Source organism: Martinezella sp. CNPSo 3959 (assembly GCF_057784355.1).
The window spans coordinates 263,876-289,581 of the sequence record NZ_JBXSOV010000002.1; the positions used below are offsets into that span (position 1 = coordinate 263,876).

General features: G+C 60.5%; 29 protein-coding genes. 5 read left to right on the top strand and 24 right to left on the bottom strand.

Annotation, left to right across the window (positions count from 1 at the left end):
• Positions 1-53 precede the first annotated feature (53 nt).
• The 3 genes from AC13RE_RS09235 to AC13RE_RS09245 all read right to left on the bottom strand — a co-directional run bounded on the left by AC13RE_RS09235 (position 54) and on the right by AC13RE_RS09245 (position 4,380).
• Positions 54-902: an MOSC domain-containing protein gene (locus tag AC13RE_RS09235; protein WP_488483499.1), complete on the bottom strand. Its 849-nt coding sequence runs from the start codon at positions 900-902 to the stop codon at positions 54-56.
• A 9-nt stretch (positions 903-911) separates the two neighbouring features.
• Entirely contained in the window at positions 912-1,565 is a 654-nt protein-coding gene (locus AC13RE_RS09240; protein WP_488562722.1) for an HD domain-containing protein, read from the bottom strand.
• 70 nt (positions 1,566-1,635) lie between these two features.
• Positions 1,636-4,380 carry a DUF2339 domain-containing protein gene (locus AC13RE_RS09245; protein ID WP_488562723.1) on the bottom strand — a complete coding sequence of 915 codons (2,745 nt, stop codon included), beginning with the start codon at positions 4,378-4,380 and terminating at the stop codon, positions 1,636-1,638.
• A gap of 295 nt (positions 4,381-4,675) precedes the next feature.
• Here AC13RE_RS09245 and AC13RE_RS09250 point away from each other — a divergent pair, with 295 nt between their 5' ends.
• Together AC13RE_RS09250 and AC13RE_RS09255 are read left to right on the top strand one after the other, a co-directional pair.
• Complete coding sequence (locus tag AC13RE_RS09250) at positions 4,676-5,014, top strand: hypothetical protein (protein ID WP_015339309.1); 339 nt, start codon at positions 4,676-4,678, stop codon at positions 5,012-5,014.
• A 151-nt stretch (positions 5,015-5,165) separates the two neighbouring features.
• Positions 5,166-5,678, top strand: coding sequence for a superoxide dismutase family protein (locus tag AC13RE_RS09255; protein ID WP_488562724.1), 513 nt, complete (start codon positions 5,166-5,168; stop codon positions 5,676-5,678).
• Positions 5,679-5,794: 116 nt separating this feature from the next.
• On the opposite strand, the gene AC13RE_RS09260 is transcribed toward AC13RE_RS09255, so the two are convergent.
• The 7 genes from AC13RE_RS09260 to AC13RE_RS09290 form a co-directional block, all read right to left on the bottom strand.
• Complete coding sequence (locus AC13RE_RS09260; RefSeq protein WP_488562725.1) at positions 5,795-6,313, bottom strand: tyrosine phosphatase family protein; 519 nt, start codon at positions 6,311-6,313, stop codon at positions 5,795-5,797.
• Complete coding sequence (locus tag AC13RE_RS09265; RefSeq protein ID WP_112337952.1) at positions 6,310-6,927, bottom strand: YfbR-like 5'-deoxynucleotidase; 618 nt, start codon at positions 6,925-6,927, stop codon at positions 6,310-6,312. The genes AC13RE_RS09260 and AC13RE_RS09265 overlap by 4 nt, the downstream gene beginning before the upstream one ends.
• Positions 6,924-7,763 carry a CAF17-like 4Fe-4S cluster assembly/insertion protein YgfZ gene (gene ygfZ, locus AC13RE_RS09270; RefSeq protein ID WP_488562726.1) on the bottom strand — a complete coding sequence of 280 codons (840 nt, stop codon included), beginning with the start codon at positions 7,761-7,763 and terminating at the stop codon, positions 6,924-6,926. The genes AC13RE_RS09265 and ygfZ overlap by 4 nt, the downstream gene beginning before the upstream one ends.
• A gap of 177 nt (positions 7,764-7,940) precedes the next feature.
• Positions 7,941-8,699, bottom strand: coding sequence for a hypothetical protein (locus AC13RE_RS09275; RefSeq protein WP_488562727.1), 759 nt, complete (start codon positions 8,697-8,699; stop codon positions 7,941-7,943).
• A gap of 16 nt (positions 8,700-8,715) precedes the next feature.
• On the bottom strand, positions 8,716-8,973 hold the full coding sequence (locus AC13RE_RS09280; RefSeq protein WP_015339315.1) for a hypothetical protein: 258 nt from the start codon (positions 8,971-8,973) through the stop codon (positions 8,716-8,718).
• 104 nt (positions 8,974-9,077) lie between these two features.
• Positions 9,078-9,512 carry a TIGR02301 family protein gene (locus tag AC13RE_RS09285; protein ID WP_488483493.1) on the bottom strand — a complete coding sequence of 145 codons (435 nt, stop codon included), beginning with the start codon at positions 9,510-9,512 and terminating at the stop codon, positions 9,078-9,080.
• Positions 9,513-9,606: 94 nt separating this feature from the next.
• Positions 9,607-10,026, bottom strand: a complete 420-nt coding sequence (locus AC13RE_RS09290; RefSeq protein WP_488562728.1) for an NUDIX hydrolase — start codon at positions 10,024-10,026, stop codon at positions 9,607-9,609.
• A gap of 164 nt (positions 10,027-10,190) precedes the next feature.
• Between AC13RE_RS09290 and AC13RE_RS09295 the strand changes: the two genes are divergently transcribed.
• Together AC13RE_RS09295 and AC13RE_RS09300 are read left to right on the top strand one after the other, a co-directional pair.
• Entirely contained in the window at positions 10,191-10,511 is a 321-nt protein-coding gene (locus AC13RE_RS09295) for a YnfA family protein (protein WP_488562729.1), read from the top strand.
• Positions 10,512-10,555: 44 nt separating this feature from the next.
• Positions 10,556-11,320: an SOS response-associated peptidase gene (locus AC13RE_RS09300; protein WP_488562730.1), complete on the top strand. Its 765-nt coding sequence runs from the start codon at positions 10,556-10,558 to the stop codon at positions 11,318-11,320.
• 75 nt (positions 11,321-11,395) lie between these two features.
• Here AC13RE_RS09300 and AC13RE_RS09305 read toward each other — a convergent pair whose 3' ends face one another.
• The 7 genes from AC13RE_RS09305 to AC13RE_RS09335 form a co-directional block, all read right to left on the bottom strand.
• Positions 11,396-11,536 (bottom strand): hypothetical protein, encoded by a 141-nt coding sequence (locus AC13RE_RS09305; RefSeq protein ID WP_015339320.1) that lies wholly within the window; start codon positions 11,534-11,536, stop codon positions 11,396-11,398.
• A gap of 327 nt (positions 11,537-11,863) precedes the next feature.
• Positions 11,864-12,724: a CDP-diacylglycerol--serine O-phosphatidyltransferase gene (gene pssA, locus AC13RE_RS09310; RefSeq protein ID WP_015339321.1), complete on the bottom strand. Its 861-nt coding sequence runs from the start codon at positions 12,722-12,724 to the stop codon at positions 11,864-11,866.
• Positions 12,725-12,744: 20 nt separating this feature from the next.
• Positions 12,745-13,443, bottom strand: coding sequence for a phosphatidylserine decarboxylase (locus AC13RE_RS09315; RefSeq protein WP_132716218.1), 699 nt, complete (start codon positions 13,441-13,443; stop codon positions 12,745-12,747).
• Between the two features lie 203 nt (positions 13,444-13,646).
• Positions 13,647-14,189: an orotate phosphoribosyltransferase gene (gene pyrE / locus AC13RE_RS09320; RefSeq protein WP_132716219.1), complete on the bottom strand. Its 543-nt coding sequence runs from the start codon at positions 14,187-14,189 to the stop codon at positions 13,647-13,649.
• A 171-nt stretch (positions 14,190-14,360) separates the two neighbouring features.
• Positions 14,361-15,059, bottom strand: coding sequence for an acid phosphatase (locus AC13RE_RS09325; protein WP_488562731.1), 699 nt, complete (start codon positions 15,057-15,059; stop codon positions 14,361-14,363).
• A 129-nt stretch (positions 15,060-15,188) separates the two neighbouring features.
• A complete protein-coding gene (locus AC13RE_RS09330) occupies positions 15,189-17,075 on the bottom strand; it encodes an ABCB family ABC transporter ATP-binding protein/permease (protein ID WP_488562732.1) in 1,887 nt (628 codons plus the stop codon).
• Positions 17,076-17,279: 204 nt separating this feature from the next.
• The gene (locus AC13RE_RS09335) at positions 17,280-19,331 is read right to left on the bottom strand and encodes a LysM peptidoglycan-binding domain-containing protein (protein ID WP_488562879.1); all 2,052 of its coding nucleotides are present in this window, start codon (positions 19,329-19,331) and stop codon (positions 17,280-17,282) included.
• Between the two features lie 155 nt (positions 19,332-19,486).
• On the opposite strand from AC13RE_RS09335, the gene AC13RE_RS09340 reads away from it, so the two are divergent.
• Entirely contained in the window at positions 19,487-20,110 is a 624-nt protein-coding gene (locus AC13RE_RS09340; protein ID WP_015339326.1) for an LOG family protein, read from the top strand.
• A 28-nt stretch (positions 20,111-20,138) separates the two neighbouring features.
• Here AC13RE_RS09340 and rarD read toward each other — a convergent pair whose 3' ends face one another.
• The 7 genes from rarD to AC13RE_RS09375 form a co-directional block, all read right to left on the bottom strand.
• On the bottom strand, positions 20,139-21,050 hold the full coding sequence (rarD, locus tag AC13RE_RS09345; protein WP_488562733.1) for an EamA family transporter RarD: 912 nt from the start codon (positions 21,048-21,050) through the stop codon (positions 20,139-20,141).
• A gap of 108 nt (positions 21,051-21,158) precedes the next feature.
• Complete coding sequence (cimA, locus tag AC13RE_RS09350; protein WP_132716224.1) at positions 21,159-22,775, bottom strand: citramalate synthase; 1,617 nt, start codon at positions 22,773-22,775, stop codon at positions 21,159-21,161.
• Positions 22,776-22,866: 91 nt separating this feature from the next.
• Complete coding sequence (gene pip / locus AC13RE_RS09355) at positions 22,867-23,826, bottom strand: prolyl aminopeptidase (protein WP_488562734.1); 960 nt, start codon at positions 23,824-23,826, stop codon at positions 22,867-22,869.
• Positions 23,823-24,299, bottom strand: coding sequence for a GFA family protein (locus AC13RE_RS09360; protein WP_132716226.1), 477 nt, complete (start codon positions 24,297-24,299; stop codon positions 23,823-23,825). Before AC13RE_RS09360 ends, pip begins: the two co-directional genes overlap by 4 nt.
• Positions 24,296-24,784 carry a GFA family protein gene (locus tag AC13RE_RS09365; protein ID WP_488562735.1) on the bottom strand — a complete coding sequence of 163 codons (489 nt, stop codon included), beginning with the start codon at positions 24,782-24,784 and terminating at the stop codon, positions 24,296-24,298. The genes AC13RE_RS09360 and AC13RE_RS09365 overlap by 4 nt, the downstream gene beginning before the upstream one ends.
• On the bottom strand, positions 24,781-25,263 hold the full coding sequence (locus tag AC13RE_RS09370; RefSeq protein WP_488562736.1) for a GFA family protein: 483 nt from the start codon (positions 25,261-25,263) through the stop codon (positions 24,781-24,783). Before AC13RE_RS09370 ends, AC13RE_RS09365 begins: the two co-directional genes overlap by 4 nt.
• Entirely contained in the window at positions 25,260-25,628 is a 369-nt protein-coding gene (locus AC13RE_RS09375; RefSeq protein WP_488562737.1) for an endonuclease domain-containing protein, read from the bottom strand. The genes AC13RE_RS09370 and AC13RE_RS09375 overlap by 4 nt, the downstream gene beginning before the upstream one ends.
• Positions 25,629-25,706 lie beyond the last annotated feature (78 nt).

A 25,706-nucleotide genomic window follows, 5' to 3' on the forward strand; every position in this document is an offset into this window, starting at 1 on the left:
ATAAGCATGCGCCTGCTGTCTTAGGTCCGCAAGCTAAACAAACGGCGGAACGACTATCGCCGCTTGAGCGCCCAGCCCTCCGGCCGTTCCTCAAGTACCGTCACTGCATCGCCGATCTTCACCGAGCCTTCGCTGCGCGGCACGGCATTCCAGCCGAAGAGCGGGCCGGGGACGCGGCGGTCGGCGGACATGCGGATGCGGCCCATGGCGGGCATGGGATTGGGCACATCGCGCGAGCCGGTCTGCTGGTCCTGCGTCGTCATGATGCAGCGCGAGCAGGGCTTGACGAGATCGAGGCGAATGCCGCCGATCTCGATTGCCGCCCAGCGGTCCTCCGGCCACTCCTCGTCGATATCGATGACGATATTCGGGCGGAAGCGCTCCATGCCGACGGCGCCTTCGCCGTGAGCGGCGAGATTGGCGTTGAGCGCCTTCAGCGAGCCGGTGGTGGTAACGAGAATCTGATAGCCATCGGTAAAGGTGACGGGCGTATCCTCTCCCGCCCATTCCGGACTGGCGATGCGCTTCGCGAGCCTGTCGAAGAAGACCATTTTGACTTCGCGGCCCATCCATGTCGACAGCGCCTTGTTGGTGTCCTCATCCGCGACGGAGGCGTTGACGGCTGATTTCCAGACGACGATGTCCATACGGTTGTCGGGATGCGGCGGCGGCACGATGATGTCGGGCCTGCCCTCCATCTTCAGGCGCAGATGGGAAGGCGCCGGCTGGATGTCGATCCGGGCCAGTGCCTGCAATTCGCGTTGGGTGATGAAGTTGCCCGAGGGATCGACCAGCATGGCGCGGCGGTCGCCGGCGAGACCGAAAGCATCGACGGCGGCCGACGGAATGGCGATGCCGCGCGCGCTCTTGAGGGGATAGATGAAAAGATCGCTGACGCGCATAGGTGGCCCTCAGATTTCGTCAATGAACATTGCCAGCACGGTTTTCAGGCGGTCGTGCCGTGCTTCGGCAAACCTGGCTCCGGTCTCGGTCTGGAATCCATCCGCCAGTTTGAACAGCTTTGTCTCGAAATGGTCAATGGCGAAGCGCTTGTCGTCAAGCGGCCGCTCTGTCGCAAGCGGATCGAACGGGTCGTACAGGCCGGAGCCGAGACGCCCGGCAATATAGAAACAACGCGCAGCGCCCACCATGCCGATGGCATCCAGCCGGTCGGCATCCTGCAGGATCTTCGCTTCCAGTGTTTCCGGCGGCAGGTTGGCGGAAAAACTATGGGTGGTGATCGCATGCGCAGCAGCGGCAATGTCGTCGTCTGCCCAGCCGAGTTGCTGCAGAATGCCCGAAGCTTTCTCGGCCGCAAGCCGCGAGGCCTGCGCGCGATGCGGCGAATTCTTTTCGACGGCGACGCAATCATGCAGCAGCACGGCGGCTGCGAGAATGCGCGCATTGCCGCCTTCTTCGGCCTGGATGGCCATGGCATTGCGGAAGACGCGCAGGATATGGGCAATATCATGCGAACCGTCATCGCCATCCGCGGCGTGGGGAATGAGATCCGCAGCCAGTACTTCGAACGGGGCGAAAGCCCGCGCCATCTTGTCGGTGTCCATAACTGCACTTGCTCCGGGATAATCAGTCGGCGGGTTTCATTGTCCTATCGGGTCGATGTATCAGCTGCAATCACTCCGTCGCCTTCTTACGCGTCAGGATTTTTTGGTAGAACAGGCCGATACCGATCAGGACAGCGCCGAGGCCGATGAAGGATAGCGCCCGCAGGAAGCCTTCGAGATTCGCCATGTCGATGAGGAAGGCCTTGACGACGGCGATGAAGACCAGCACCGCCGAGGCGATGCGCAGGCTCCGGGCCTCGAAGCGGGCGCCGAGCCCGAGAAGCGCGATGCCGATCAGCAACCAGACGACAGAGTAGGAATAGAGCTCGCCCTGGATGAAGCCGTTCCAGAAGGGAATGTACTCGCCCTGCCAAAAGCGCCGCACCGACAAGGTTGCCCATGCGAAGGCCATCACGGCCGCCGCGACGGCCAGCATTGCGACATAGGGGAGAGGACGCCGGTTGCGAGCAAAGAGCGCCAATCCGCCATAGGCGGCAGCAGGCAGAAGATAGGCTAGCAGCAGCAGGTTGAAGAGTGGGATGCGACCGGTGCTCTCGCCTGTCATGAACGGGTTCAGTCCCAGCAGATGCAGGGTGAGGATCATTGCGACCGAAATGACGCCGAGGGCCATGCCACCATAGCGGAAGACAGGGCTCGCGGCGCTGAGATCGAGCGCCATCAGCGTTGCGGAAGCACCGATTGCCAGCAGCGTATAGATCGACTGCTCCCCGAGCGTTGGAGCCGCATCGTTCAGAACGCCGCCGTTCATGGCGTGGCGCACGAGGATGGCGATCGTTAGCAGTACGAGGAAGCAGGCGAGCGCCTGCAAAGCATTGCGCAGCCGCAGGCTCGGCGAATGACGCGTAATGAACGCCGCAAGGACGGCAAGGGCAGCCGGAATGCCGTAGCCGGCAAGCAGCATGTTGAAGACCGGCGTCGTGCCGAGCTCCGAGGGATCGACGATCGTCGGTTGCCAGGCGATGCGCCCCATAGTGATGACAAGCGCGGCAACCATGGTCCATGGCAGAACGGGCCAATTGCGCAGGCGTCCGGCCAAAAGATAGGCGATGCCGAGAACCGGCAGCAGGATCGTCGCTGTGGCATGATGCGCAAGCGTATGCAGGGCGAAGACTGCTGCGGCGAAGGAGCCGGCCGCGAGGATATTCGTCGGCGGGTTCAGCTCTTCTCCGTCGCTGCGATCCCGCCATTCCGCAAGCCCGATGAGAACTAGCGCCAGTCCGATGCCGTAGAGCCCATGCAGCCAGTCGAGCGTCCAGTTGCCGAAATTGACGAAGCTGATCGTTGCGATTGCCAAGGGCGTGGTGGCCATGACAAGGCTCCAGAGAGCGGCATAGGGCTTCTCCGCCTGGGCGAAGCGCCGGAGGAAGAAGGCGCCGATCAGCACGAAGAGGGCGCCGAGGCCGAGGACCTCATAGAGCACCGTGCTCTGCAGGTTGGCGGTTCCATCCGCCGTGGATTCGATCCCGGCGATCCAGTTGGTCAGAATGCCGGACGTGCCGACTACGGCGACGAGCGCGGACAGGATCGTTGCCCAGGCTGCATGCAGGCGGCCGGCACCGAAGGCTGCCACCGCTGCGACGATCGCCGCAAACATGAACGTCGCATCGACGATTGGATATCCATATCGAAGGCTGAAGCTGACGATGCAGAGTGATACCGTGAGCGCACCGATGGCGGCCGTTAGCGTCATGCCGAGGGGCTGTCGGGCGAGAAATGCCGCCCATTCCATACCGGCGCTTACTCGCTGGGGCGTGTCTTCGGCCGGTGCCGTTGTTGCGTCTTCTTTCGCTGCTTCCGAGACTGGATAGCGTCCCGGCCACAGGAAGACGGTGCCGCCGATCATGGCCAGCATGGAAAGCGTGACCGGCGCGAGATCGACGACCGGGCTGAAGGTAATGTAGAGCAGCGGCCACAGGCTCAGAAGCCCATTTGCGAGCGACGGCGCGATCAGCCAGCGGCGCAGGCGCGACGTCAAAAGGGTCGCAAGCCAGGTCAGAACGAGATAGCCGAAGAGTGTCCAGGGACGTGGCGCGGTAGAAGCGATGAGGGCAGGGGTCGCCATCGACGCCAGCAGGCCGAGGCCGGCAAGCGCCTGCCCATGCAACAGCGAGAGTCCGAGCGTGGCAAGCGAGATGAGCGCGAGAAGAATGAAGGCGGTTGCGGGGCCGATGAATTCGTAGATTGCATGCGCCGCATAGGTCGAGCCGAACAGGGCGACGACACCGGCTGCCGTCAAGACGCCAGGGATCATCGCATTCTGAAAGGCGCTGTTCAGAACCGGCGCGGCGCGGCGGCGGATCACTTCGCCCGCGGCAATCAGGACAAGGCCGAAGAGGGCCGCAAGAGCCAGACGCACCCCGGGGCTGAGAAGGCCGCTCTCGATCGAATATTTGACCATGAAGACGCCGCCGAGTGCCAGGGCGATGCCGCCGACCCAGACGGCCCAGCGTGCGCCGATGGTGCTTTCCAGGCTTTCCTTCGGTGGGGTGGAGGTCTGGCTCGCAAGAGGAGCGTCTTTTTCCTGGCCCGCATCTGCAATGTTGCGTGCAGCGAGAGCGGGCGCCTCGATTTCGGGCGCGGAAGTATCTTCGATCGCGACTTTCGGTTCGTCGTCCATGGGTTGTGCGACGGCATAAGCCGCCGGAATCGATTCGCCCGTATCCGGCGTCAGCACCTTGCCCTCGAGAGCGTTTTGCAGCTCCCGAACGCGTGCCTCAAGCTGCTTTATCCTTAGGTTGTGGCCCCGCAATACCACGATACCGACAATCAGGATGACGAGCGGCAACAATTCCATCGTGTCCCCTCCATGGGCAATCCGTCGCACCATATACGAAACTGTTCATCGAGTAAGGCTGGATAGCCGGATTTGCCTATGATTCCAGGGGATTATACCCCGTCGCCTGACGAAGCATCACAAAACCAATATTAGAAAATCTGGATTTACCGCTCGGGAACTATGGTTAATACTCATTAACAATTTGTCTTTACCGGCAGCGCGAAGCAGCTTAATACCTAGTTCATAGTTTAGCTCTGAATGTATTGAGTACAAACGACGTCGCATGAGGCGGCTCCTACCCTAGGAGGTTTGTATGTCCCATGTTTCTTCCATATCCAATAGCTCCTATCCGTATCGTGGCACGCTCTCGCGCCTTGATGCGAACGACGACGGTCTTTTGAGCGAAGGGGAGCGCGCGGCGGCCGAGCGCCCCGGCATTCTCGAAGCCGACGATCCCGGTGCTGCAGCCGATGGTTCCAGCAGCGCTTTGGGTAACCTGATCGCCAAGCTCATTCAATTGCCGGGCGCCGACGCTGCCTCTACGGCAAAGTCGCCGGAATCCAATGCCGTCTACGATCTTAATCTGCTGTCACCGATGGATGCCTACAACAGTACCTACGGCCAATATGACGCCGATAGCGTAGCGGCCTGATACGTACTTCACCATCCGATGAGAGGGCGGCGTGCCGGCACACCGGCAAGCTGCCTTATCATTTTGATGTAGGATCATTTTTTCCAGTTACCGGAACCGTCATGCCTGCCATGCGTTGGGCAACAGCCACGCAGAACAGGGAGGGTGTTCCATGAAGCGGATAATGATCGTTGCAATTTTCGCTCTTGCCGCAGCCGCGCCCGCGGCAGCACAAACCCAAAGTCAAAATACTGCTACTGCCGATTTCGTCGGCCTCGACGGTAAGCAGGCCGGTCGGGCGACGTTGACTGAAGGTAAAAAGGGCGTGCTGATCGAATTGGAAGTGTCAGGCATGCCCGCCAATCGCTGGGTCGCCTTCCATATCCATGAAAATAGCCGGTGTGAGCATACGCACGGCTTCGAGTCCGCCGGCGGGCATTTCAATCCCACGAAGGCGGAACACGGCTTTCTGGCTGCCAGCGGGCCGCATGCCGGCGATATGCCCAACCAGTATGTCGATCAGGATGGCAAGCTGCGCGCCCAGGTCTTCAACGGCATGGTATCGCTGAACGGCAAAGACGGCATTCGCGGCCGCACGCTGATGATCCATGCGGAGTCCGACGATTACCGCAGCCAGCCCGTCGGCGGTGCCGGCAAGCGCCTGGCATGTGCCGTCATTCAATAGGGGGCCGGCGGCCAGAAAAGCGAAAGTGAGTCCAGTCATTGAAGCGGTCGGTGTCCGGCAGCGATTGTTCTGCCGAGGGCGTGTCTGCTGGTGATGATTTGATGGCCGTCGACGCGCTAGCTGTCCAAGGACAGTGTGAAAGGCGCATTGCCGTCGGCATCCGCGCCACGGCCGATCTCTTTGACTGCGGCGACCAGGCGCCCCTGGCGCCCCAGCAGCTCATCGCCGATGGCGACAAGCCGGGTGTTCGGCGTAACGAATGGTGAACTTACCCGCAGCCGACGCACCAGCACTAAATCGTCTTGCTCGGGGTGAACGGTCAAAGCCGCGATCAGCGCTGCCGCCGGCGAGCGGGAGACGCCCATCCAGCAATGGATGAGCAAAGGCGCGCTTCGATCCCAGCCGGAGGCAAAATCGATAATCGCGCGAACATGCGCCTCCTGTGGCGCGACGAGATCGCCTGTCCCGGCAAAACTGATGTCGTTCATGTGGAGCATCAGATGCCGATCCGCCTGGATGACGGCGGGACGGTGGAAGCTGTGCTCCTTGGCCATCAGACTGATCATTTCGCGCGCGCCATGATGAACGGCCATTTCGGCAATGCGCGCGAGCGGCGATACGACGATCCTGGTCACGCCCCAACCCTCATGGCAGCGCGCTCCGCCTCGATCGCTTCGAAGCGCTTCAGAAACAGCCGTTGCGCTTCGATTGCCGGCATCGGCTCGATCGGCAGCATCTCGCGCGTGATGTCGCGCGGCTGGCCGAAGAATTTGCGGGCTTCATCGGGCGTGAAGCCTGCAAGCAGCGTTGCCTCGAAATAGGCAGAGATCGTGTCGGCCTTCTTGATCTTTTCCTTGAGCTTCGGCGCGCAATGCGGAGGCAGGGCGAAGCGCCTATAGATCGCCGCCTCGAGCCGCTTCTCCACGACCTTATAATCGCCGCCGACAACGGACTTGAAAGGCGAGATCATGTCGCCGATCACATATTCCGGTGCATCATGCAGCAGGGCGGCAAGCAGTTCGTCCGGTGTTGCCGGGTTGAGATGACGAAAGATCGCTTCCACCACAAGGCTGTGCTGCGCCACCGAAAAGGCATGGTCGCCGGAGGTCTGGCCGTTCCAGCGCGCGACACGGGCAAGCCCATGCGCAATGTCACTGATCTCGACATCGAGCGGCGACGGGTCCAGCAGGTCGAGTCTGCGCCCGGATAACATGCGCTGCCAGGCGCGCGCAGTCGTCGCCGATGTCATGCCGACGCCTCATCGGCGCGAGTGGGGAAGGAGAGGCCGGACCAGGCCGGCAGGGACACGGTGACGTCGATATTGCCAGCCCTTATCGGAGCCTCTTCGGCAATGGCTTCGCCGGCCCGATCGATACGGACGATGGCAAGGCCCATGTTGCCGGCGGTCGAGCCGAGAGTTCCGATCGGCTTGCTGCCGACGGTCAATTCCGTGCCGGAGGCGGGCAATTCGGCACCGCCGCTGACGATGACGACACGCCTGCGCGCCGTGCCGCGATGATGCATGCGCGAAACCACTTCCTGGCCGATATAGCAGCCCTTGCGGAAGCCGAGGCCGTCGTTCAGATCCATCAGCACATCATGCGGGAACGCATCCTGCAAGGCGAAATCGGCGCCGGAAACAGCAATGCCGTTGGCGATCCGCAGCACATCATAGAGTGAATCGGGATCGCTGCCATGTTCACCGGGAGTCCGGCTCAGCACAATTCCCGCCTTGGCGAAGCGGCTGTCCTTTGGTCCATGCGTCGCATTATCTTCCCACGCGACCGTCACCCCCTGGGTATCCTCTGCGACGAAATCGACCTTGGCGCGCAGCCGATACATGGTGAGGCGCTTCAGCAGACCTTCCCGCTGTGCCGTGTCGGTTTCGAGTAGAAACCCTGCACCATCCCGCCAGATCATGAAGTCGAACAGGATCTTGCCCTGCGGCGTCAGCAACGCGCCGGGGCGAGCCTCATCGGCGCCAAGCGAGACGAGATCGGTGGTGATGAGATTGTGCAGAAACGCTTCTGCTTCCGCGCCGGTGATGCGGATGAAGGAGCGCTCTCTGAGGAATACGGCTGGCATGATGGTTCCGCTGATTTGGCCTGAAGCACGGCGCGATTTCTAAGATTCGCTTCCTGTACTTCAGGTCTTTGAACTTGCGCATGTCGTTGTCGCAAAACCGCTGTGCACTTTTGCGCGACATGCTTCATCACGCAGAGGTAGGGCCTTCGGCGGGGAACCGCAAGTTCTCCGGCCGGATCATTCGCCCGAGGTGAAGAATTTCCAGCGGCCGTCCGGCGTGATGCCGACGCGATAGAAATTATAGCCGCCGAATTCCTGCATGTCGGCATAGTCGCCGGCCGTCACGATACGCATCAGATCGACCTTCTCCGGCGTGGAGAGGGTCTTGATGTCCTTTTCGGCGAAATAGGGCCAGACATAGACCTCATCCGGAGTTCCCTGGCCGACATGGGCAAAGCCTGACGACATGATGTCGAGGAGAATGGACTGGATTTCTATGCCGTCGGGATCGCCCGAAAGGTCATGCAGCGTCTTGATCGGATCTTCGCCGGGATCGTCGGCCGTAACCTGGGTCTGTTTCAGACCTCCTCCGATGTTCATCAGCGGGCGCAGACGCTCAAGATCGCCGGAAGCGGCGGCCTCGACGATCGCGGTACGGAGCTTCTTTACCGGCTCGGGCGCCTTGTCGATATCGAAGAGGAATTCGACCGATTTGCCGGTACTGGAAGCGCTGCCGCTGCTCTGTGCAGCCTGCTTGTTGATCAAGGGATCGGGCGTCGGCAGCGCATTGTTGGCGGGTGCTTCCAGCGCCTGCTCGATCGGTTTCTCGTTTTTCTGTTGTGTGGACTTTGCTGTATCTTTCGCCTGGGGGGCTGGCGGATTGAGCTGAGAAAAGGCGCTGGCCGGTAGCGGCAGGACCGTGCTGCCCAAAAACAGGGTTACGGCAGCGAAGGAGGCAATGGAACAGGTGAGCGCATTGCCTGGAAAGATACGCATAAGCAATCTCTGGTTGTTATTGCAGGGTCCGGTTCGGAGAGAATTCGCCTGCGAGCATGCGTTCACGCAGCGATTCGAGCAAGGCTTCGGCGCCCTGTTCCCCCTGAATCCGGATCGTCTCGCGAATTGCATGGGCAATGGCAGCGTCGGCGATGATTTCAGGCTCGATACCGTCAGCCATGCCGTCTGCCCAGGCTTCGTTCTGGTATTCCAGCGCTGCCTGCATCTTTTCATGAACGATCATGTCGTCGATTTCGTTCAGGCTGGCTTCCATTGTTTCTTTCCTCGAGACGTTCATGTCCTTACCACTTGCTTAATAACTTTATCAGCCTTTTCTCAAAACGACACGGCTCGCTGTCAAAAGAGGTTAATAAATCGTCAATTTCCAAAGCGCGCGGTGATTTCTGTTGCCAGTGTTGCACCTTCGTTACGGTATCGCTCTTCCGCAGTGCGGGCCTGCGGCGTGCAATTCGTGTAAACCGACGCAAAGGACCGATACCCACGGTTGAAAGCCGCCGTCAGTCTTTCTCTTCGTTTCGGCTCGTTCTTGGTTTCCGTGTCGAGCAATTGCTGCATATCGCCCCGCCAATCATCCTCCCGCGTCGGACTGCAGAGGTTGCGCAGATAGTCGATCGAGCCGAGGATTTCGGAGAGCCGCGACAGCTGTTCGTCGTAGGGTACAGGCTGTTCCGCACTCCCGCTATCGGGCACCTGTGCCGGCGGCGCGCTTGCTGCCGGCTGTGCGGCAGCGGGAAAGGCGGCGGCAAGCGCGATGCAGATCAGAAGCGGTCGGCCAAGGTTGTTATGAATCATGTAACCATGTTGACCGGACAAGCATGACGGGAACAAGGCGCAGAAGGTGGTTTCCACCCCGATATTGCTCAGCATCGTTAATTTCGGCGCCGAGCTATGCGTTTTCTGCAGCAAGCCGTTCCACGCATTCGAGCACGCTGGCCGGAACGGGCAGGGCGCGCACCTCCTCCACCGTGTACCAGCCGATGGCAGCCGCATCGTCGGCGGCCTCGGCGACGGCATCCTCATCGGCGTCCACGAGGAAGACCGAGAGCAGGAAGTGGCTCGTCAGCGTTCCGTCTGCAGCATGGGAGCGGAGATCGTAAGTTTCGAACAAGCGAGGATTGCGGGCTGAGATGCCGGTTTCCTCCTTGAACTCGCGCAGTGCCGCGTCGGCCGGCGTCTCTCCGTTTTCTGCTCGCCCGCCCGGAAAGGCATACATGTCGGCGGACGGCGGATTGCTGCGCAAGACAAGTAGGAAGCGGCCATTGCGCTCGAGAATGGCAGAGGAGGCAGGGCGAGGATTGGAGGTCATCGGTCGCTTTGCATTTGGATGGAAGGTTGGGGGTGCAACGATGCTAGGTCATCGGCGAGCAATCTCTACAGGAAACGCCGCTTGCTGTCCCGCGGGAAAGCCCCTTAACTCGCTTCCGGCGGAAGCCGCGATTCTGAACGCGCCGAATATGGGACCGATCCGGGATGATCTACGGGCTATATGCTTTGGCGGCTATTGCCGAAATTGCAGGCTGCTTTGCCTTCTGGGCGTGGCTGCGTCTGTCGAAGCCCGTCTGGTGGCTGGCGCCTGGCCTGATGTCGTTGATGCTCTTCGCCTGGCTGCTGGCACTGGTGCCGAGCGAGGCGGCGGGGCGCACCTTTGCTGCCTATGGCGGCGTCTATATCGTTGCCTCCATTCTCTGGCTCTGGCTCGCCGAAGGGCGGCTGCCGGACCGGTGGGATATTTCGGGCGCCGTCATCTGCCTTGCCGGCGCGGGGATCATTCTCTTTGGTCCGCGCGGCTGACATCAGACTTGACCCCTCCGCTTCTCGGGTGCAACACAGGCCTCATGTGCGGACGTTTCGCTTTGACATCGACGGCAGATCACGTGGGGGAAGCGCTCGGCGTCCTGCTGAACGAGGCTTTTCCCGCGCGCTACAATATCGCGCCGACGCAGCCGATCCTTGTCGTGATATCGGGCGACAGGCAGAGGCCGGGCAGTAACCTGCCGGATCGCCGTGCTCTGCTCGTGCGCTGGGGCTTTATGCCCGACTGGGTGAAGGACCCCAAGGATTTCCCGCTGCTGATCAATGCGCGAGCGGAAACGGCGATAGGCAAAGCCTCCTTTCGCGCGGCCATGCGCCATCGCCGTATCCTCATCCCGGCATCCGGCTTCTACGAATGGTATCGACCGCCGAAGGAAAGCGGCGAGAAGTCGCAAGCCTACTGGATCCGGCCCCGCAGTGGCGGCATCATCGCTTTTGCCGGGCTGATGGAAACCTGGTCGTCGGCCGACGGTTCCGAGGTTGATACGGGTGCGATCCTGACGACGGCGGCAAACAGTGCTATTCGATCGATCCATGACCGCATGCCCGTCGTCATCAAGCCGGAAGATTTCGCCCGCTGGCTCGATTGCAAGACGCAGGAGCCGCGCGATGTCCTTGATCTGATGAAGCCGGTTCAGGAAGATTTTTTCGAGGCGATCCCGGTTTCGGATCGCGTCAACAAGGTCGCCAAAATGGGGCCGGAGGTGCAGACACCCGTAGTGCTCGATCCGGTCAGAAAACCGCCGAAGAAGGCGGATCCGGGCGATGGCCAGCTAAGCCTTCTCTGAGCGGCCGCCATTCGGCGGCCAGTGATCGGAAATGCTGCCTGCCGGTATCGGTCGGCGGCGGGCAGAACTGTAGTCTCAGGCGATCTTCTTCTTGAGAGGCTTCGTCTTCAGCATCAGATGTGCTGCAAGAACGGCTTTCAGGCCCAGCGGACGATAATGCTTGCTGGGGTCGATCTTTGCCTGCGGTTGTGCCGGCTGGTCTTTCTTCTGCGTCATGTTTCACTCCTCACCATGCTCCCCCGGAGCATTTTTCGATTCACAGTCGAGTAGTGGTTTTTGTCGTAAATCATGACAAATCGAAGGCGTTTTCCAATCAGCTTTTGTAAACAACGACCATATTTCGAGAGATTAGCACCGAAACCTCGTGTAGAATCCGCACTGCCGCAATGTTTGAATCTGCGGAAATATCGTGCCGCACCGGCTCCCCATTGCGCCGCTGAGCGATCACCATGTCTCTGATCGATAAGGAAAACTTACAGACTAGTGGTTGCAGCGCAGCGGCGCCGCCAGAGGACTCTTGTACAGCGAGGTGATATGCCGTCGTTAGATATGCCGGCCGATGTCGTCGTTGGAATCGTCGACATTGGGATCGGCGGGGCCGTTGATGGTGTAGGTGCCGTATTTCTTCGCCCAGGAGCGCGCACCGAAGGGAAGGGACAGCAAATAGATGACGACGGTCACGACCATGACATGCCACGTATAGCTCATCAGCAGCGCGACATAGACGACAAGACCGAGCATGATCGGCAGCACCAGATCACGCCTTACGCCATTGCCTTCCGATTTGCCGGACCATACCGGCAGACGGCTGACCAGGAGAAAGCCGATGAGGACGGTGTAGGCTGCACCCCATAAGGCGAAGGTGCGGTCCGGCGTAAGGCCGAGAAAACCGAGATAAACAGGCAGCAGCACCAGCATGGCGCCGGCAGGCGCAGGGACACCGACGAAATATTCCGACTGCCAGGAGGCCTTATGCTCGCGCTCGGCCATGACGTTGAAGCGGGCGAGCCGCAGGCCGGCGGCGATCGTGTAGATCAGCGCCGCGATCCAGCCAAGCGAGCGGGCCTGGTCGAGCAGGAAGACGTAGACGACGAGCGCCGGCGCAACGCCGAAGTTGACGATGTCGGCGAGCGAATCCATCTGCGCGCCGAACTTCGAGGTGGCCTTCATCAGCCGCGCGACGCGCCCGTCGATGCCGTCGAGGAAGGCGGCGACCAGCACGGCCACGACGGCGAGCTCGTAGCGGTTTTCGAAAGCGAGACGAATGCCCGTCAGGCCCGAGCAGATCGCCAGCACGGTGATCATGTTCGGCACGATCAGCCGCAACGGAATTTCCCGGAGACGCGGTCCGCGTGCTTCGTCGTTAGGCCCGTGTGGCTCGAAAGGCGGAAAAGGCGTCTTCATCTCGCTCGTGTTCCTACACTTCAGCTGCGGCGGCTAAGCGTTGCGCCCTTGGCCGAGCCGAATTCGGCAATGACGGTTTCGCCGGCGATCGCCCGCTGGCCGACGGCAACGCGCGACGAAGCGCCTTCCGGCAGGAAAACATCGAGGCGCGAGCCGAAGCGGATGAGGCCGATGCGCTCGCCGGCATCCAGCGGCTCGTTCGGATGGACAAAGCAAAGAATGCGCCGGGCAACGAGGCCGGCAATCTGCACGACGCCGATTTCGCCATGCTTCGTTTCGATCACGAGGCCGTTGCGCTCGTTCTGTTCGCTGGCCTTGTCGAGTTCGGCATTGAGGAAGCTGCCCTGGCGATAGGCGACGTTGGTGATGCGGCCGCGCATCGGCGAACGGTTCACATGGCAATCGAAGACGTTCATGAAGATCGAGATACGCAGCATCGGCTGGCTGCCGAGGTTGAGCTCAGCCGGCGGCGTCACCATCTGCACGCTCGAAACCTTGCCGTCGGCTGGCGATATCGCCAGATCATCGTCCTGGGGCGTCATGCGTTCGGGATCGCGGAAGAAATAGGCGCACCACAGCGTCAGGATCAGGCCGATCCAGAAGAGCGGCTTGAAGATCCAACCGAGCACCAGCGACGCGACGAAGAAACCTGCAACGAAAGGATAGCCTTCCTTGTGTACGGGAACGATGACATTGCGTACGCTGTTCATCAAGCTCATCTATGGCCTACTCCGTTAGGGCATTCCCGCCAGAAACCAGGCTCCGGTTCTCCGTCAAGATCATGCCAGTCAAAAGAATGAGAACAAGATAAGCGGTCTTGCTCTGAATACCAGTCGAGCGTGACTACAGGCAAACTCTGTCATGGGCAATGCTTTCGCACGCTCGTCCTCAACGCAATCATATTTCTGGCCGTTGTGTATGGCTATCCGGCGTTTTCCAGATCTGCTCTCGTGAAAACGGGCAAGACGGAAAGCTGAGGTAGTCCCTGGATCGTGGGGGCGCCTTCTCCACGCCAGATCGCACAGACAACGGCAAGAATGTGCGCCTGCGAGCCGATTGCCAGATGATAGGCATCCTTTACCGCGCCGCCTGTCGAAATCACATCCTCGATGAATGTTACGCGGCGGCCGGAAACGTTTTGTCCCTCGATTGCCTGGCAGGTCCCATAGGTCTTTGCCTCTTTGCGAACGAAGGCCGCGGGGAGGCCGGTCTCCAGCGAAATGGCCGTGACAAGCGGGATGCCTCCCAGTTCCAGACCGGCAACGATCTCGGTTTCGGTCGGGATGATATCGGCCATGGCGCGTGCAAGCGGCTTCAGCAGCGAAGGCATGCCTTCAAAGCGGTATTTGTCGAAATATCGGTTGGAGATCTGGCCGGAGCGGAGTTCGAATTCGCCTTCCAACGTCGCCACCTCGGCAATGCGCCGGGCGAGCCCACTTCTGGTTTGGATTACCTCATCCGTCATCGCTCAATCTCCTTCGTCGCAAAGCTTCCCGCGTATACGCGCGAATCATGCAGCCGCAAACCACATGTTGTTTTTGGGAGGCGCGTTTGGGCGTTCTTGCTGACTTCGAGGATCGAGTGATGGCAAAGCCGCCGGAGGCTTTCCGGCGGCTCGTTTGCGGCAGCTTGGCAATCAGAGGCCGAGGGCGGCGCGTAGCTCAGCCTTGGCGCCTTCATACTCGGTCTTGTAATCGTCATGCGTCATGATGGTTTCGGCGATGACGGTGCCTGCAATATGGGCAGCTTCGATATCGGAGGCGTAGTGGATGCCGCCGACGATGCGGTTATGGCCGTATTCCCAGGCACGCGCCATGATGACGGCGCGCTTTTCCGGTACCATGTTCGCGAGCACGATGCCCATCAGCGTGCCGACAGTGGCATGGCCGGACGGATACGAGCCGGACTTGGAGAGCGGAACGATCGGTTTGACGAGGTCGCTGTAGAGATGCGGGCGCGGGCGCTTCCACACATCCTTGGCTGGATCGACGACGGCGCCTTCGGTCTCGACGACGCGATCGAAGAAGGCCGAAAACTTCGGCAGGTTTTCCTTGGTGAATTTCGGATTGTCGATGACGTCGGAGAAGCGCCAGACGTTCTCTTCGGCATCGGCCACGGCGCGAGCCGCCATTTCCGGTGTGCGGGTCACCTGGATCGTTAGGATTTCGCCGAGCTCCGCCTTCATCTGCGCGGAATCATTGGCGGGCGGCGGAGGCAACAGATCGAGAAGGTTGATCTCCTTGGCATCGGCGAAAGGCTTGGCATCTTCGGCGAAAACCGGCGAGGCCAGGCCGACGACGAGCAACAGGCTTAAAGCTTTGGCAAAAGTACGCATTTGGGGGCTCCGTTCAAAAGACCCTCGTACCTAGCAAGCTGTCATCTCAGTCTCGTGACAGCAATCGGTGCATAAACACTATGCACTCGACGTTGCCGTAGGGACATAATTCAATGCATCCGCAGTTTTTCACCTCGCCGGCGCCAGCCGGTCGATAACGCCCAGGTCGTCGTTCTCGCGCACCTGCTTCAGATGCTCCTCGGCCTGCGTCGCCTCGCGCTGGCGGTTCCACATGGACGCATAAAGCCCGTTCCGTGCCAGCAGTTCGGCATGTGTGCCGCGCTCGGCGATCACACCGCTTTTCAGCACGATGATTTCATCCGCGCCGACGACGGTCGACAGACGATGAGCAATCACAAGTGTCGTGCGGTTCTTGGAGACGACATCGAGGGCGGCCTGTATTTCGCGCTCGGTCGTCGTGTCGAGCGCCGAGGTCGCCTCGTCGAGGATCAGAACGGGCGGCGATTTAAGAACGGTGCGCGCGATCGCCACGCGCTGCTTCTCGCCGCCGGACAATTTGAGGCCGCGTTCGCCGACCTTGGTCTCGAAGCCTTCCGGCAATTGGCGGATGAAGTCGCCGATCTGCGCGATCTCCGCGGCCGCTGTCACTTCCGCCTCGCTTGCGCCCGGCCGGCCATAGCGGACGTTGTAGGCGATGGTATCGTTGAAAAGCACGGTATCCTGCGGCACCATGCCGATGACTTTGCGCAGGCTTTTCTGCGTGACGGTTCGCAGATCCTGGCCGTCGATGGTGATCGTACCGCTTTGCACATCGTAGAAACGATAAAGCAGGCGCGACAACGTTGATTTCCCGGCGCCTGAAGGCCCGACGACAGCGACGGTCTTGCCGGCCGGAACTTCGAAAGAAATGCCCTTCAGGATCGGCCGGGCCGGATCATAGGCGAAATGCACGTCCTTGAACGTGATCGCGCCATTACCGATGACAAGTTCCTTGGCGTCAGGCGCATCGACCACCTCGGGCCTGACCTCGAGCAGATCGAACATCTCCTCGATATCGGTCAGGCCCTGGCGTATTTCGCGATAGACGAAGCCGATGAAGTTGAGCGGCACGGAGAGCTGCAGCAGCATGGCATTGATGAAGACGAAGTCACCGACCGTGTGTTGACCGTTGAGAACCGACCAGCCGGACATGACCATCATCACTGTCGTGCCGAGGCCGAAAATCAGGCCCTGACCGAAGTTCAGCCAGCCGAGTGACGTCCAGACGCTGGTGGCTGCCTTTTCGTATCGTTCCATCGATTGATCGAAGCGCTTGGCTTCCATCTCCTCGTTGCCGAAATATTTGACCGTCTCGAAGTTTAACAGCGAATCGATCGCCTTGGTGTTGGCGTCGGTGTCGCTGTTGTTCATCGTCCGGCGGATGGAGATGCGCCAGTCGCTCGCCTTGACGGTGAACCAGATGTAGAGCCAGACCGTGACGGCCGTGACCGCGAGATAGGAAAAACCATAGCCGCGCCAGAAGATGATGGCGGTCAGCAGGAATTCGATGAAGGTCGGAAACGTGTTGAGGATCGTGAAGCGGACGATCGTCTCGATGCCCTTGGTGCCGCGCTCGATGATGCGCGAGAGGCCGCCGGTCTTGCGCTCCAGATGGAAACGCAGCGACAGCTCGTGCATGTGCACGAAGGTTCGATAGGCGAGCTGGCGTACCGCATACTGACCGACACTCGCAAACAGCGCATCGCGCAGCTGGTTGAGGCCGAGCTGGATCAGGCGCGTCGCGTTCGTGGCGATGATCAAGGCGACAGCGCCGACGAGGAAGGCAGGCAGAATGCCTTGCATGTCGAGCTTGCCGTTCAGCGCGTCGACGGACCATTTGAAGAAGTAGGGGACCAGCAGCAGGAAGAATTTCGAGACCAGCAGGAAGACGGTCGCCCAAACCACCCGCATCTTCAGATCCATGCGCCCGCTCGGCCACATATAGGGCCAGAGATTGACGATTGTATTCAATGGATTGCTGGAATCCGCCGATATGGTTTTCTTCTGGCCTGCCATGTCCGTCTCCGGCGAATGATTGGGCAGCCGGGCGTGGCAATGTTTGCACAGCCGGCTGACGAGCCTTCCCAGCCAAGACTGGCTATCGTGCGAAGGCTATAAAGGTTGGGGGACGCTTATACTATTTTCATGCCCTATAAAAGCAGCGGCCAGGCGCTGATGAGCCTGGCCGCTGTCAATGTTCACGATGGACCGTCGTTGCTGCTAGAGATGCTCGCCCGAAAGCCGCTTGCGATGAAGCGCCTCGGCATTCGGCAATGCGTCCTTCGGCAGACCGAAGACCTGACCCGGCAGGATCCGGTCCGGATTGTTGATCTTGTCCTCATTGGCCAAATAGATCGTCGTATAGCGCACGCCCGCGCCGTAGATGCGGCGCGAAATCTGCCACAGCGTATCGCCGCGACGGATGATGACGGCATTGCTATCTTGCGAGAGGGGCGCCTGCTCGAGCGTCTTCGGGCCGCTGTCGTTGGATGAGACCTCTGTGTTCGGCTGTGCCGGTGCTGTCTGAGCAGGCTCCGTGATAACGGCGATCATCTGTTCGAGTCCAGGCAGGGCGGCGCCGACCGACTTCGGGTCCTTCGGCAAGGCGACGAGAGCAGCTAGCGCCTTGCCGGCCACGCTGGAGGCATCGGCCGCCGCCTTCTTGAGCGCGGCGCTGGCGTTGATGGTCGGCCGGAATTCGAAGAGCGACTTCAACGCGATTTCCGTGCCGGAGCGGGCGGCTGCGAGCTGTTCCGTATTCGGTTGCTTACCGTCGGTAAAGAGGCCCTTCAGCAGCGCAAAAGCCTTGCCGGCGCCTTCCTTGAGCTTGGCAAGCTCACCCTCGTCGAGTGGTACCATGTTTGCCGTGGTCGCTTGCGCTTGACCATTGGCGGCGGGCGTCTGCGCCGCAACCGTCACCTGATTGCCCTCGGGGCGGGTGAAGTTGACGCTGGTCCGCACCACGACTTTGCCGGCGCCATCGAGCACGTCAACGCGGATCTTGTGATCGCCGACGGCAAGAGGCATGGGTCCGTCCACAACAAAATGACCATCCGCACCCGCGACGTTCTCACCGATCAGCTTGTCGTCGGCATAGGCGCGGACCTTGGCATTCGGCTTCGCGGTGCCGGCAACGAAGATATAATCGTTTTCGATCTCCACCGCATTGACCATGACGTCCTGATCCGCTTCCGCCTTTGCTGCCGGCGGCGTTGCCGTGCCGGCTGCCGGATTGGCGGATGCGACCGCCGTACCATCCTGTTGCAGCTTGGCGTCTGCCGTGGCTGCCGGCTTGTCCGTCGCTTTGGCTTGGGCGCCAGCCGCGGACGCGTCCTGTTCGCCGGCGGTCACGCGGCCCTGCTTGGCGGAAGGCGCAGTGATGATGCGGCTTGCAGCGCCTGGCTTGGACACCATCGCGAGGACCTGGGTGGAATTGTCTTTCGGCACGGAAACAGTGGCGACTTCCTCGGAATTGACGGCCTTGCCGTCCTTGCCGGTAGCGCGCAGCACCAGTTCGTGGTCCCCAGGCGGCAGCGGATTGTCGAGCACGGCGGCAAAGTCGCCGCTCGGGCCGGCATTGGTGGTGGTGACGACCTTTTCGCCGTCGACGATTTCCAGCTTGGCATTCGGCTCGGCCGAACCAGCGATGACGGTGGAGCCATCCGGCTCGACGCGCAACACGTCGAATGATGGTACGCGAGGATTGGCTGCAGAAGCCGTCGTAGGCGCCGGCTGGCCGGTTAGCGCTGCGAAAGCCTTGTCGATTGCTGCACTCGCTTCGGCGGTATTGTCGGGGAGAGACTGGATGATGGTGAGCGCCTTGCCAGCGCCGTCCTGTACCTTCTTCACAAGCCCCGTCGTCGCTGCGTCGATTCCCTCAGGAAGCGCGAAGCCGACGATCGATTGCAGGGCGTTGGTTGCCTTCGTCTTTGCGGCAGTGAAGGTATCCTGAGACGGTGTGTTGCCATCCTTGAACAGCGCCTTGAGATCGGCAAGCGAGGTGGTTGCCGCACCCGTCAGCTCGGTCAGCTTCTTGGTGAGATCTGCTGTGTTGAGGGCATTCTGCGCGGTTTTCGTCGCGTTCTGTGCAGTCTCGCCGGCCTTCTGCGCGTTCTCGTCGATGGTGTTCTTCACCGTGTTGCTGGCTTGATTGACGGCATCACCGATCGGGGTCTTGTCACCGTTGATGCGCGGCATCACGAAGAAGACCATCAACAGGGTCGCAATTGCCAACACCAACAGAGCCAGCCACCCGGCACGGTTCTTCATCATCATTCATCTCCACGCGGCGAAGTCGTCGCAACTCCTGAAATTGCTAGCGATTTCGGCTGCTTTTACAAGCTTTCTCAGCCATTTTCGCATGTCCCGGCACAAGTTTTCCTTTGAAAAATCTTGACTGAGCATCTGCAGCATAGTTGTTTGCATCCATGACCGACGATTCCACGCCAATTCGAACCATTTGCGTCTATTGCGGCTCACGGCCGGGGCGCGATCCCTCTCACATGGCTGCCGGCCGCGAACTGGGCAAAAGCATTGCCGAAAACGGCCTGCGCCTGATCTATGGCGGCGGAACGAAGGGCATCATGGGCGCTGTCGCGAGCGGCGTGCTATCGCACGGCGGTCAGGTTACCGGCATCATTCCGGAATTCCTCGTCGATATGGAAGCGACGCGCCATTCGCTCGGTCAGCTCGACGAGCTCATCATAACGCCTGATATGCATGCGCGCAAACACGGCATGTTCGAGCGCGCCGACGCCTTCGTGGCATTGCCGGGCGGCATCGGCACCTTGGAAGAGATCGTCGAGATCATGACCTGGGGTCAGCTCGGCCGTCACGAAAAGCCGATGGTCTTCGCCAATATCAACGGTTTCTGGGACCCGATGATGGAGCTCATCCGCCATATGACGGAAGAGGGCTTCGTCCATACCGCCCACCGCGTCCAGCCGCTGGTTATCGACAAGATCGCCGACATTATCCCCGCCATCCGCAAGCACGCTGCGGAAGTGCCCGGAGATCGCGGCGGCGAAGAGGCCGTCATTTCCAAGCTTTGACCGGGGATTTGCTAACCAGGCCCGCTGGTTAGCCTCCTCTGCTCTGACGCAGCATCGACCAGCTATAGAGTATGAGACCGGCCCAGATCAGCGAGAATGCAATCAGCTGCGTCGTGCCGAAGGGCTCCTTGAACAAAAAGACGGCGATCAGGAAGACCATGGTCGGCACGATGTATTGCATAATGCCGATGGTCGACATCCTCAGAAGCTTCGCGCCATTGGCGAAGATCATCAGCGGCAGCGCCGTCACGAGCCCGCAGCCGAGCAGAAGCGCGGTATCCGAAATGCCGGTCTGGTAAAAATGGCCTTCGCCGCGCGCTTCCAGATAGAGGATGTAAAATGCTGCCGGGATGCAGAGCAGCAGCACCTCGATGAAGAAGCCCTGATTGGCTCCGACAGACAGGGTCTTACGGAAAAAGGCATAGAAGCCCCAGGAGAAGGTCAGCGACAACGCGACCCAGGGCACGGTGCCGGCTTTCACCGTCAGAATGATGACGGCGGCGGCTGCAAGGCAGATCGCGACGATCTGCGTCGGCGCAAGCTTTTCCTTGAGCAGGATGGCGCCGAGCGCAATGCTGAATAGCGGATTGATGAAGTAGCCGAGGGCAGCATCGAGCGAATGGCCGGCGCCGATCGCCCAGACATAGGTTCCCCAGTTGATGGTGACGAGCGCTGCCGTCAGCGATGCCATGGCGATCGTGCGCGGATTACGAAACGCCGCCTTCACGTCACCTAGGCGCCCCAGCGCCAGCAGCACGATGCCGGCGACGGGAACCGACCAGACGATGCGATGGGCAATGACCTCGAAAGCCGGGATATGCGCCAGCGCCTTCATATAGAGTGGCAGAATGCCCCAGAAGAGATAGGCCGTCATCGCGAAGCAGAAGCCCCGGACTGCGTCGTTGTTCTTGATTTCAGGTTTGACCGCGTCGGTGGCCATGAATTTTCCCGTCATTCTCTGTTATTTGAGACGGGATTACCCCAATGCATGCGGCATGGCTAATTCATTTCATTGACGGCATCGTCAAGCTTTTTGATGGGCGGCGGATTACTCCGCCGCTATTCTGCCTGCCATGTGCCGGTTCTTCATCAGCTTGTAGATCACGGAATCCATCAACGCCTGGAACGATGCGTCGATGATGTTCTCAGATACGCCGACAGTCCACCAGCGTACGCCGTCGCTATCCGTCGACTCGATCAGGACTCGGGTTATGGCCTCCGTACCGCCATTGAGGATACGCACCTTGAAGTCGGCCAGTTCCAGATCGTCGATTTCGTGCTGGTATTTGCCGAAATTCTTGCGCAGCGCCAGGTCGAGCGCGTTGACCGGGCCGTCGCCCTCGGCAACCGACATGATGGTCTCGCCATCGATGATGATCTTCACGACCGCTTCCGAGACGATTTTCACCCGGCCATGGGAATCGAAGCGGCGTTCGACCATGACGCGGAAACCATCGATCGCAAAGAATTCCGGGATGGTGCCGAGCGTGCGCCGCGCCAAAAGTTCAAAGCTCGCATCCGCGCCTTCGTAAGCATAGCCTGTCGCTTCGCGTTCCTTGACGATCTGGATCAGCTGGTCGAGCTTCGGATCGTCCTTGCCGACCTCGATGCCGCGCCGTTTCAGGGCGTTGATGAAGTTCGACTTTCCGCCCTGGTCGGAAACCATGACCTTACGGAAGTTACCGACGCTCTCCGGCGGCACATGCTCGTAAGTGCGCGGGTCCTTCAGCAGCGCCGAAGCGTGGATGCCGGCTTTGGTAGCAAAGGCAGAGGCGCCGACATAGGGCGCCTGATGGTCCGGAGAGCGGTTCAGCAGTTCGTCGAAGGCATGCGAAAGACCGGTCAGGCCCACCAGCCGCTCGGCATCGATCGTCGTTTCGAAGCGTTCGCTGTAGGCTCTTTTCAGCGCCAGCGTCGGGATCAACGTGATCAGGTTGGCATTGCCGCAGCGCTCGCCGATGCCGTTCAGCGTGCCCTGGATCTGCCGAACGCCTGCCTCGACTGCGGCAAGCGAATTGGCAACCGCCTGGCCGGTGTCATTATGGGCATGGATGCCAAGACAGTGCCCGGGAACGCCACAGGCAATGACGGCTTCGACGATGGCGCGGACCTCCGGCGGCTGCGTGCCGCCATTGGTGTCGCAAAGCACCACCCAGCGGGCGCCCGCATCGTAGGCCGTCTTCGCGCAGGCAAGCGCATAGGTTGGATTGGCCTTGTAGCCGTCGAAGAAGTGCTCGCAATCGACCAGGGCTTCCTTGCCCGCGGCGATGGCCGCCTTGACGCTTTCGGCAATGCTTTCGAGGTTCTCCTCGTTGGTACAGCCGAGTGCCACCTTGACGTGGTAATCCCAGCTCTTGGCGACGAAACAGATCGCGTCGGATTTCGCCTGCAGCAGGCTCGCAAGGCCGGGATCATTGGAGGCGGAGATCCCGGCGCGCTTCGTCATGCCAAAGGCGACGAAGCTGGCCGATCTCGTGCGCTTCTCATCGAAGAAGGCCGTATCGGTCGGATTGGCGCCGGGGTAACCGCCTTCGATGTAGTCCAGGCCGAATTCGTCTAGCATGGTCGCAATCGCAATCTTGTCCTCGACCGAGAAATCGATGCCGGGCGTTTGCTGGCCATCGCGGAGCGTCGTGTCGAAGAGATAGATTTTTTCGCGTGTCATACTGTTTCCTCCGGCGAACCGGTTTTCTTGCTCAGTCGCTCCCTCTCCCCCACGTGCGGGGAGAGGGTTAGGGTGAGGGGCGTTATTCGGCCTATGCTTTCCCGGCAAACTTATCGGTCGCGCGGATCAACTGATCGAGAATGCCTGGTTCCGAATAGGCATGGCCCGCGCCCTCGATCAGATGAAATTCCGCTTTCGGCCAAGCCTTGTGCAGCGCCCAGGCATATTTGGCCGGGCAGGGCATGTCGTATCGGCCATGGACGATGACGCCGGGAATGTCTTTCAGCTTGTAGGCGTCGCGCAGCAGTTGGCCCTCTTCGAGCCAGCCGGCATTGACGAAGAAATGGTTTTCGATGCGGGCAAAGGCGTGGGCAAATTCCGCATCGGCAAAGTGGTCGCTGGTGGCCGGCTCCGGCAGCAGCGTGATCGTTTCGCCCTCCCAGATCGACCATGCCTTGGCGGCTTCCAGTCGGGCAGCCTTGTCCGGATGCGTCAGCAGCCGATGGTACGCTGCCATCATTTCATGACGCTCTTCCGGTGGGATCGGGGCGATGAAACGCTCCCATTTGTCGGGGAACATTTCGGAGACGCCGAACTGATAATACCAGTCGAGCTCGGTTTTCGTCAGCGTGTAGATGCCGCGCACGACCAGCTCAGAAACACGCTCCGGATGCGTTTCGGCATAGGCGAGCGCCAGCGTCGAGCCCCAGGAGCCGCCGAATACAAGCCATTTTTCCGCGCCGGCCATTTCGCGCAGCCGCTCGATGTCAGCGACGAGGTGCCAGGTGGTGTTGGCTTCCAGGCCTGCATGCGGCGTCGAGCGCCCGCAGCCGCGCTGGTCGAACAGGGTCACGTCGTAGAGCCTGGGATCGAATACGCGGCGATGGCTCGGCGAGATGCCGCCGCCCGGACCGCCATGCAGGAAGACGGCGGGCTTGGCGCCGGGCGTTCCCACCCGTTCCCAATAGATCACATGCCCGTCGCCGACATCGAGGTGACCGGAAGCATAGGGTTCGATTTCCGGATAGAATGTGCGCAGGACTTCGGTCATATTTTCAGTCCCTCCGCCGGCCAGACATCGGTATCGTGATCGGGATGCTGGAAGGAAATGATCTGCTCCTGCCGCGAATAGAAATCCGGATCCTGATAGACAGGTTTTTCGAAGATCGTCTCCACCCATGGCAGGCGATAGGCGTGGTTGACCTGGATCTGCGGAGCGAGATCGTCGCGCTCGTCGAAGGCGCCGATGGCAATTTCGAGGCCGCCCGGATGACGGTAGGTCAGCGGCGTGCCGCAGTTCTTGCAGAAGCCGCGATCGATGTTGACGGAGGATTGGAAATAGGTCGGCTCGCCACGCGTCCATTCCAGGCCATCTTCAGGTGCCGTAACGAGGGCGGAGAAGAAGTTGCCGAACTGCTTTTGGCACATGCGGCAATGGCAGATCGACGGGCGGCCAAGCTCGCCGCGAATGCGAAACCGCACCGCGCCGCATTGGCATCCTCCGCTTCTGGTGGCTTCACTCATGAGCTCTTCTCCTCTGGCCAGCTTGAGGTATCGTGATCGGGATGTTGATGATTGGAGAGCCTGATCGATATCGCACGATCCGAGCTATCCTCATCCGGTTCCATCGGTAGTGCATCGAGCGCCTGGAACCAGGGCATTTTTCCTGCGCGGTTCGATTGCGCAACGGGTTGGACCGCCGCTGGCTCATCCAATGAACCAAGTGTCACATTGATGGAATCCGTGCCGGGCACGTCGTAAAACAATGGTGTACCACAGGTGCCGCAAAAGCCGCGGCGCACAAGATCCGACGAATGAAACCACGAGGGTTCGCCGCGCGTCAGCTCGAAATCGACACGCTTGGCACTCCCCAGTGGGAGGGCGTAATTGCCGGATGCCTTCTGGCACATGCGGCAATGGCAAAGATGCGGATAGCCGAGCGCACTGGCGGTGCGATAGCGAACCGCGCCGCATTGGCATCCGCCGCTATGCCCTGCAACCGTTGTCATTTGCCGCCCTCCGGTGGCCATGCCGCCGTATCGTGGTCAGGATGCTGGTTGGACACGATGTTCAGCACGAAGGGCGCTTGCGCAGCGTCTTCCTCCGTCGAGCGCCCGGGCAACAGATGCAGCCCATCGACGAAGCCGATCTTGGCTTCCGTACCATATTGCACGACAGGCGGCAGTCGTGAGGGATCGTCGAACGCGCCGGTCGCGACTGCAATGCCATCGGGCGCCTCATAGGTCAGCGGCGTGCCGCAATCCCCGCAGAAGCCGCGCTTCACATAGTTGGATGATTGAAACACCTTCCGCTCGCCACGCGTCCATGCGAGTTCGGCACCAGGCGTCGAGACTAGGGGCGCATAATAGGCGCCGAATGCCTTCTGACACATGCGGCAATGACAGATCGACGCATCCTTCAGTTCGCCCCGCACCCGGAAGCGAACCGCGCCGCATTGACAGCCGCCGGTGTAGGTCGAGACGGTCATGATCTATCCTTTCCGGCGACGATGAGAATATGCATGCAGACGTTATCGATATCCTTCAGGACATCGTCGTTCCAGAAACGCAGAACAGTCCAGCCGTCTGCTTGAAGGCGTAGGGTGCGGACCCGGTCATAGGTTTGATCACTCGCATTGCCGTGTTGCGAGCCATCGACCTCAACGATGAGCTTTTCGGTCGGGCAAGCAAAATGGACAATGTAGCCGGCGATGGGGAATTGCCGGCGGAAGCCGAGACCCATGAGGCGATGTGCGCGCAATTCATTCCAGAGCCGAAGTTCCGCGTCCGTCATGACCTTGCGCATGCGGCGGGCATTGCTGCGGATTTTGGGTGGGACTGGAGTATGCGGCAAGTTACCCCCCTCTGTCCCTGTCGGGACATCTCCCCCACAAGGGGGGAGATTGTTAACCCGCAGCGCTCGCTCGGCCCA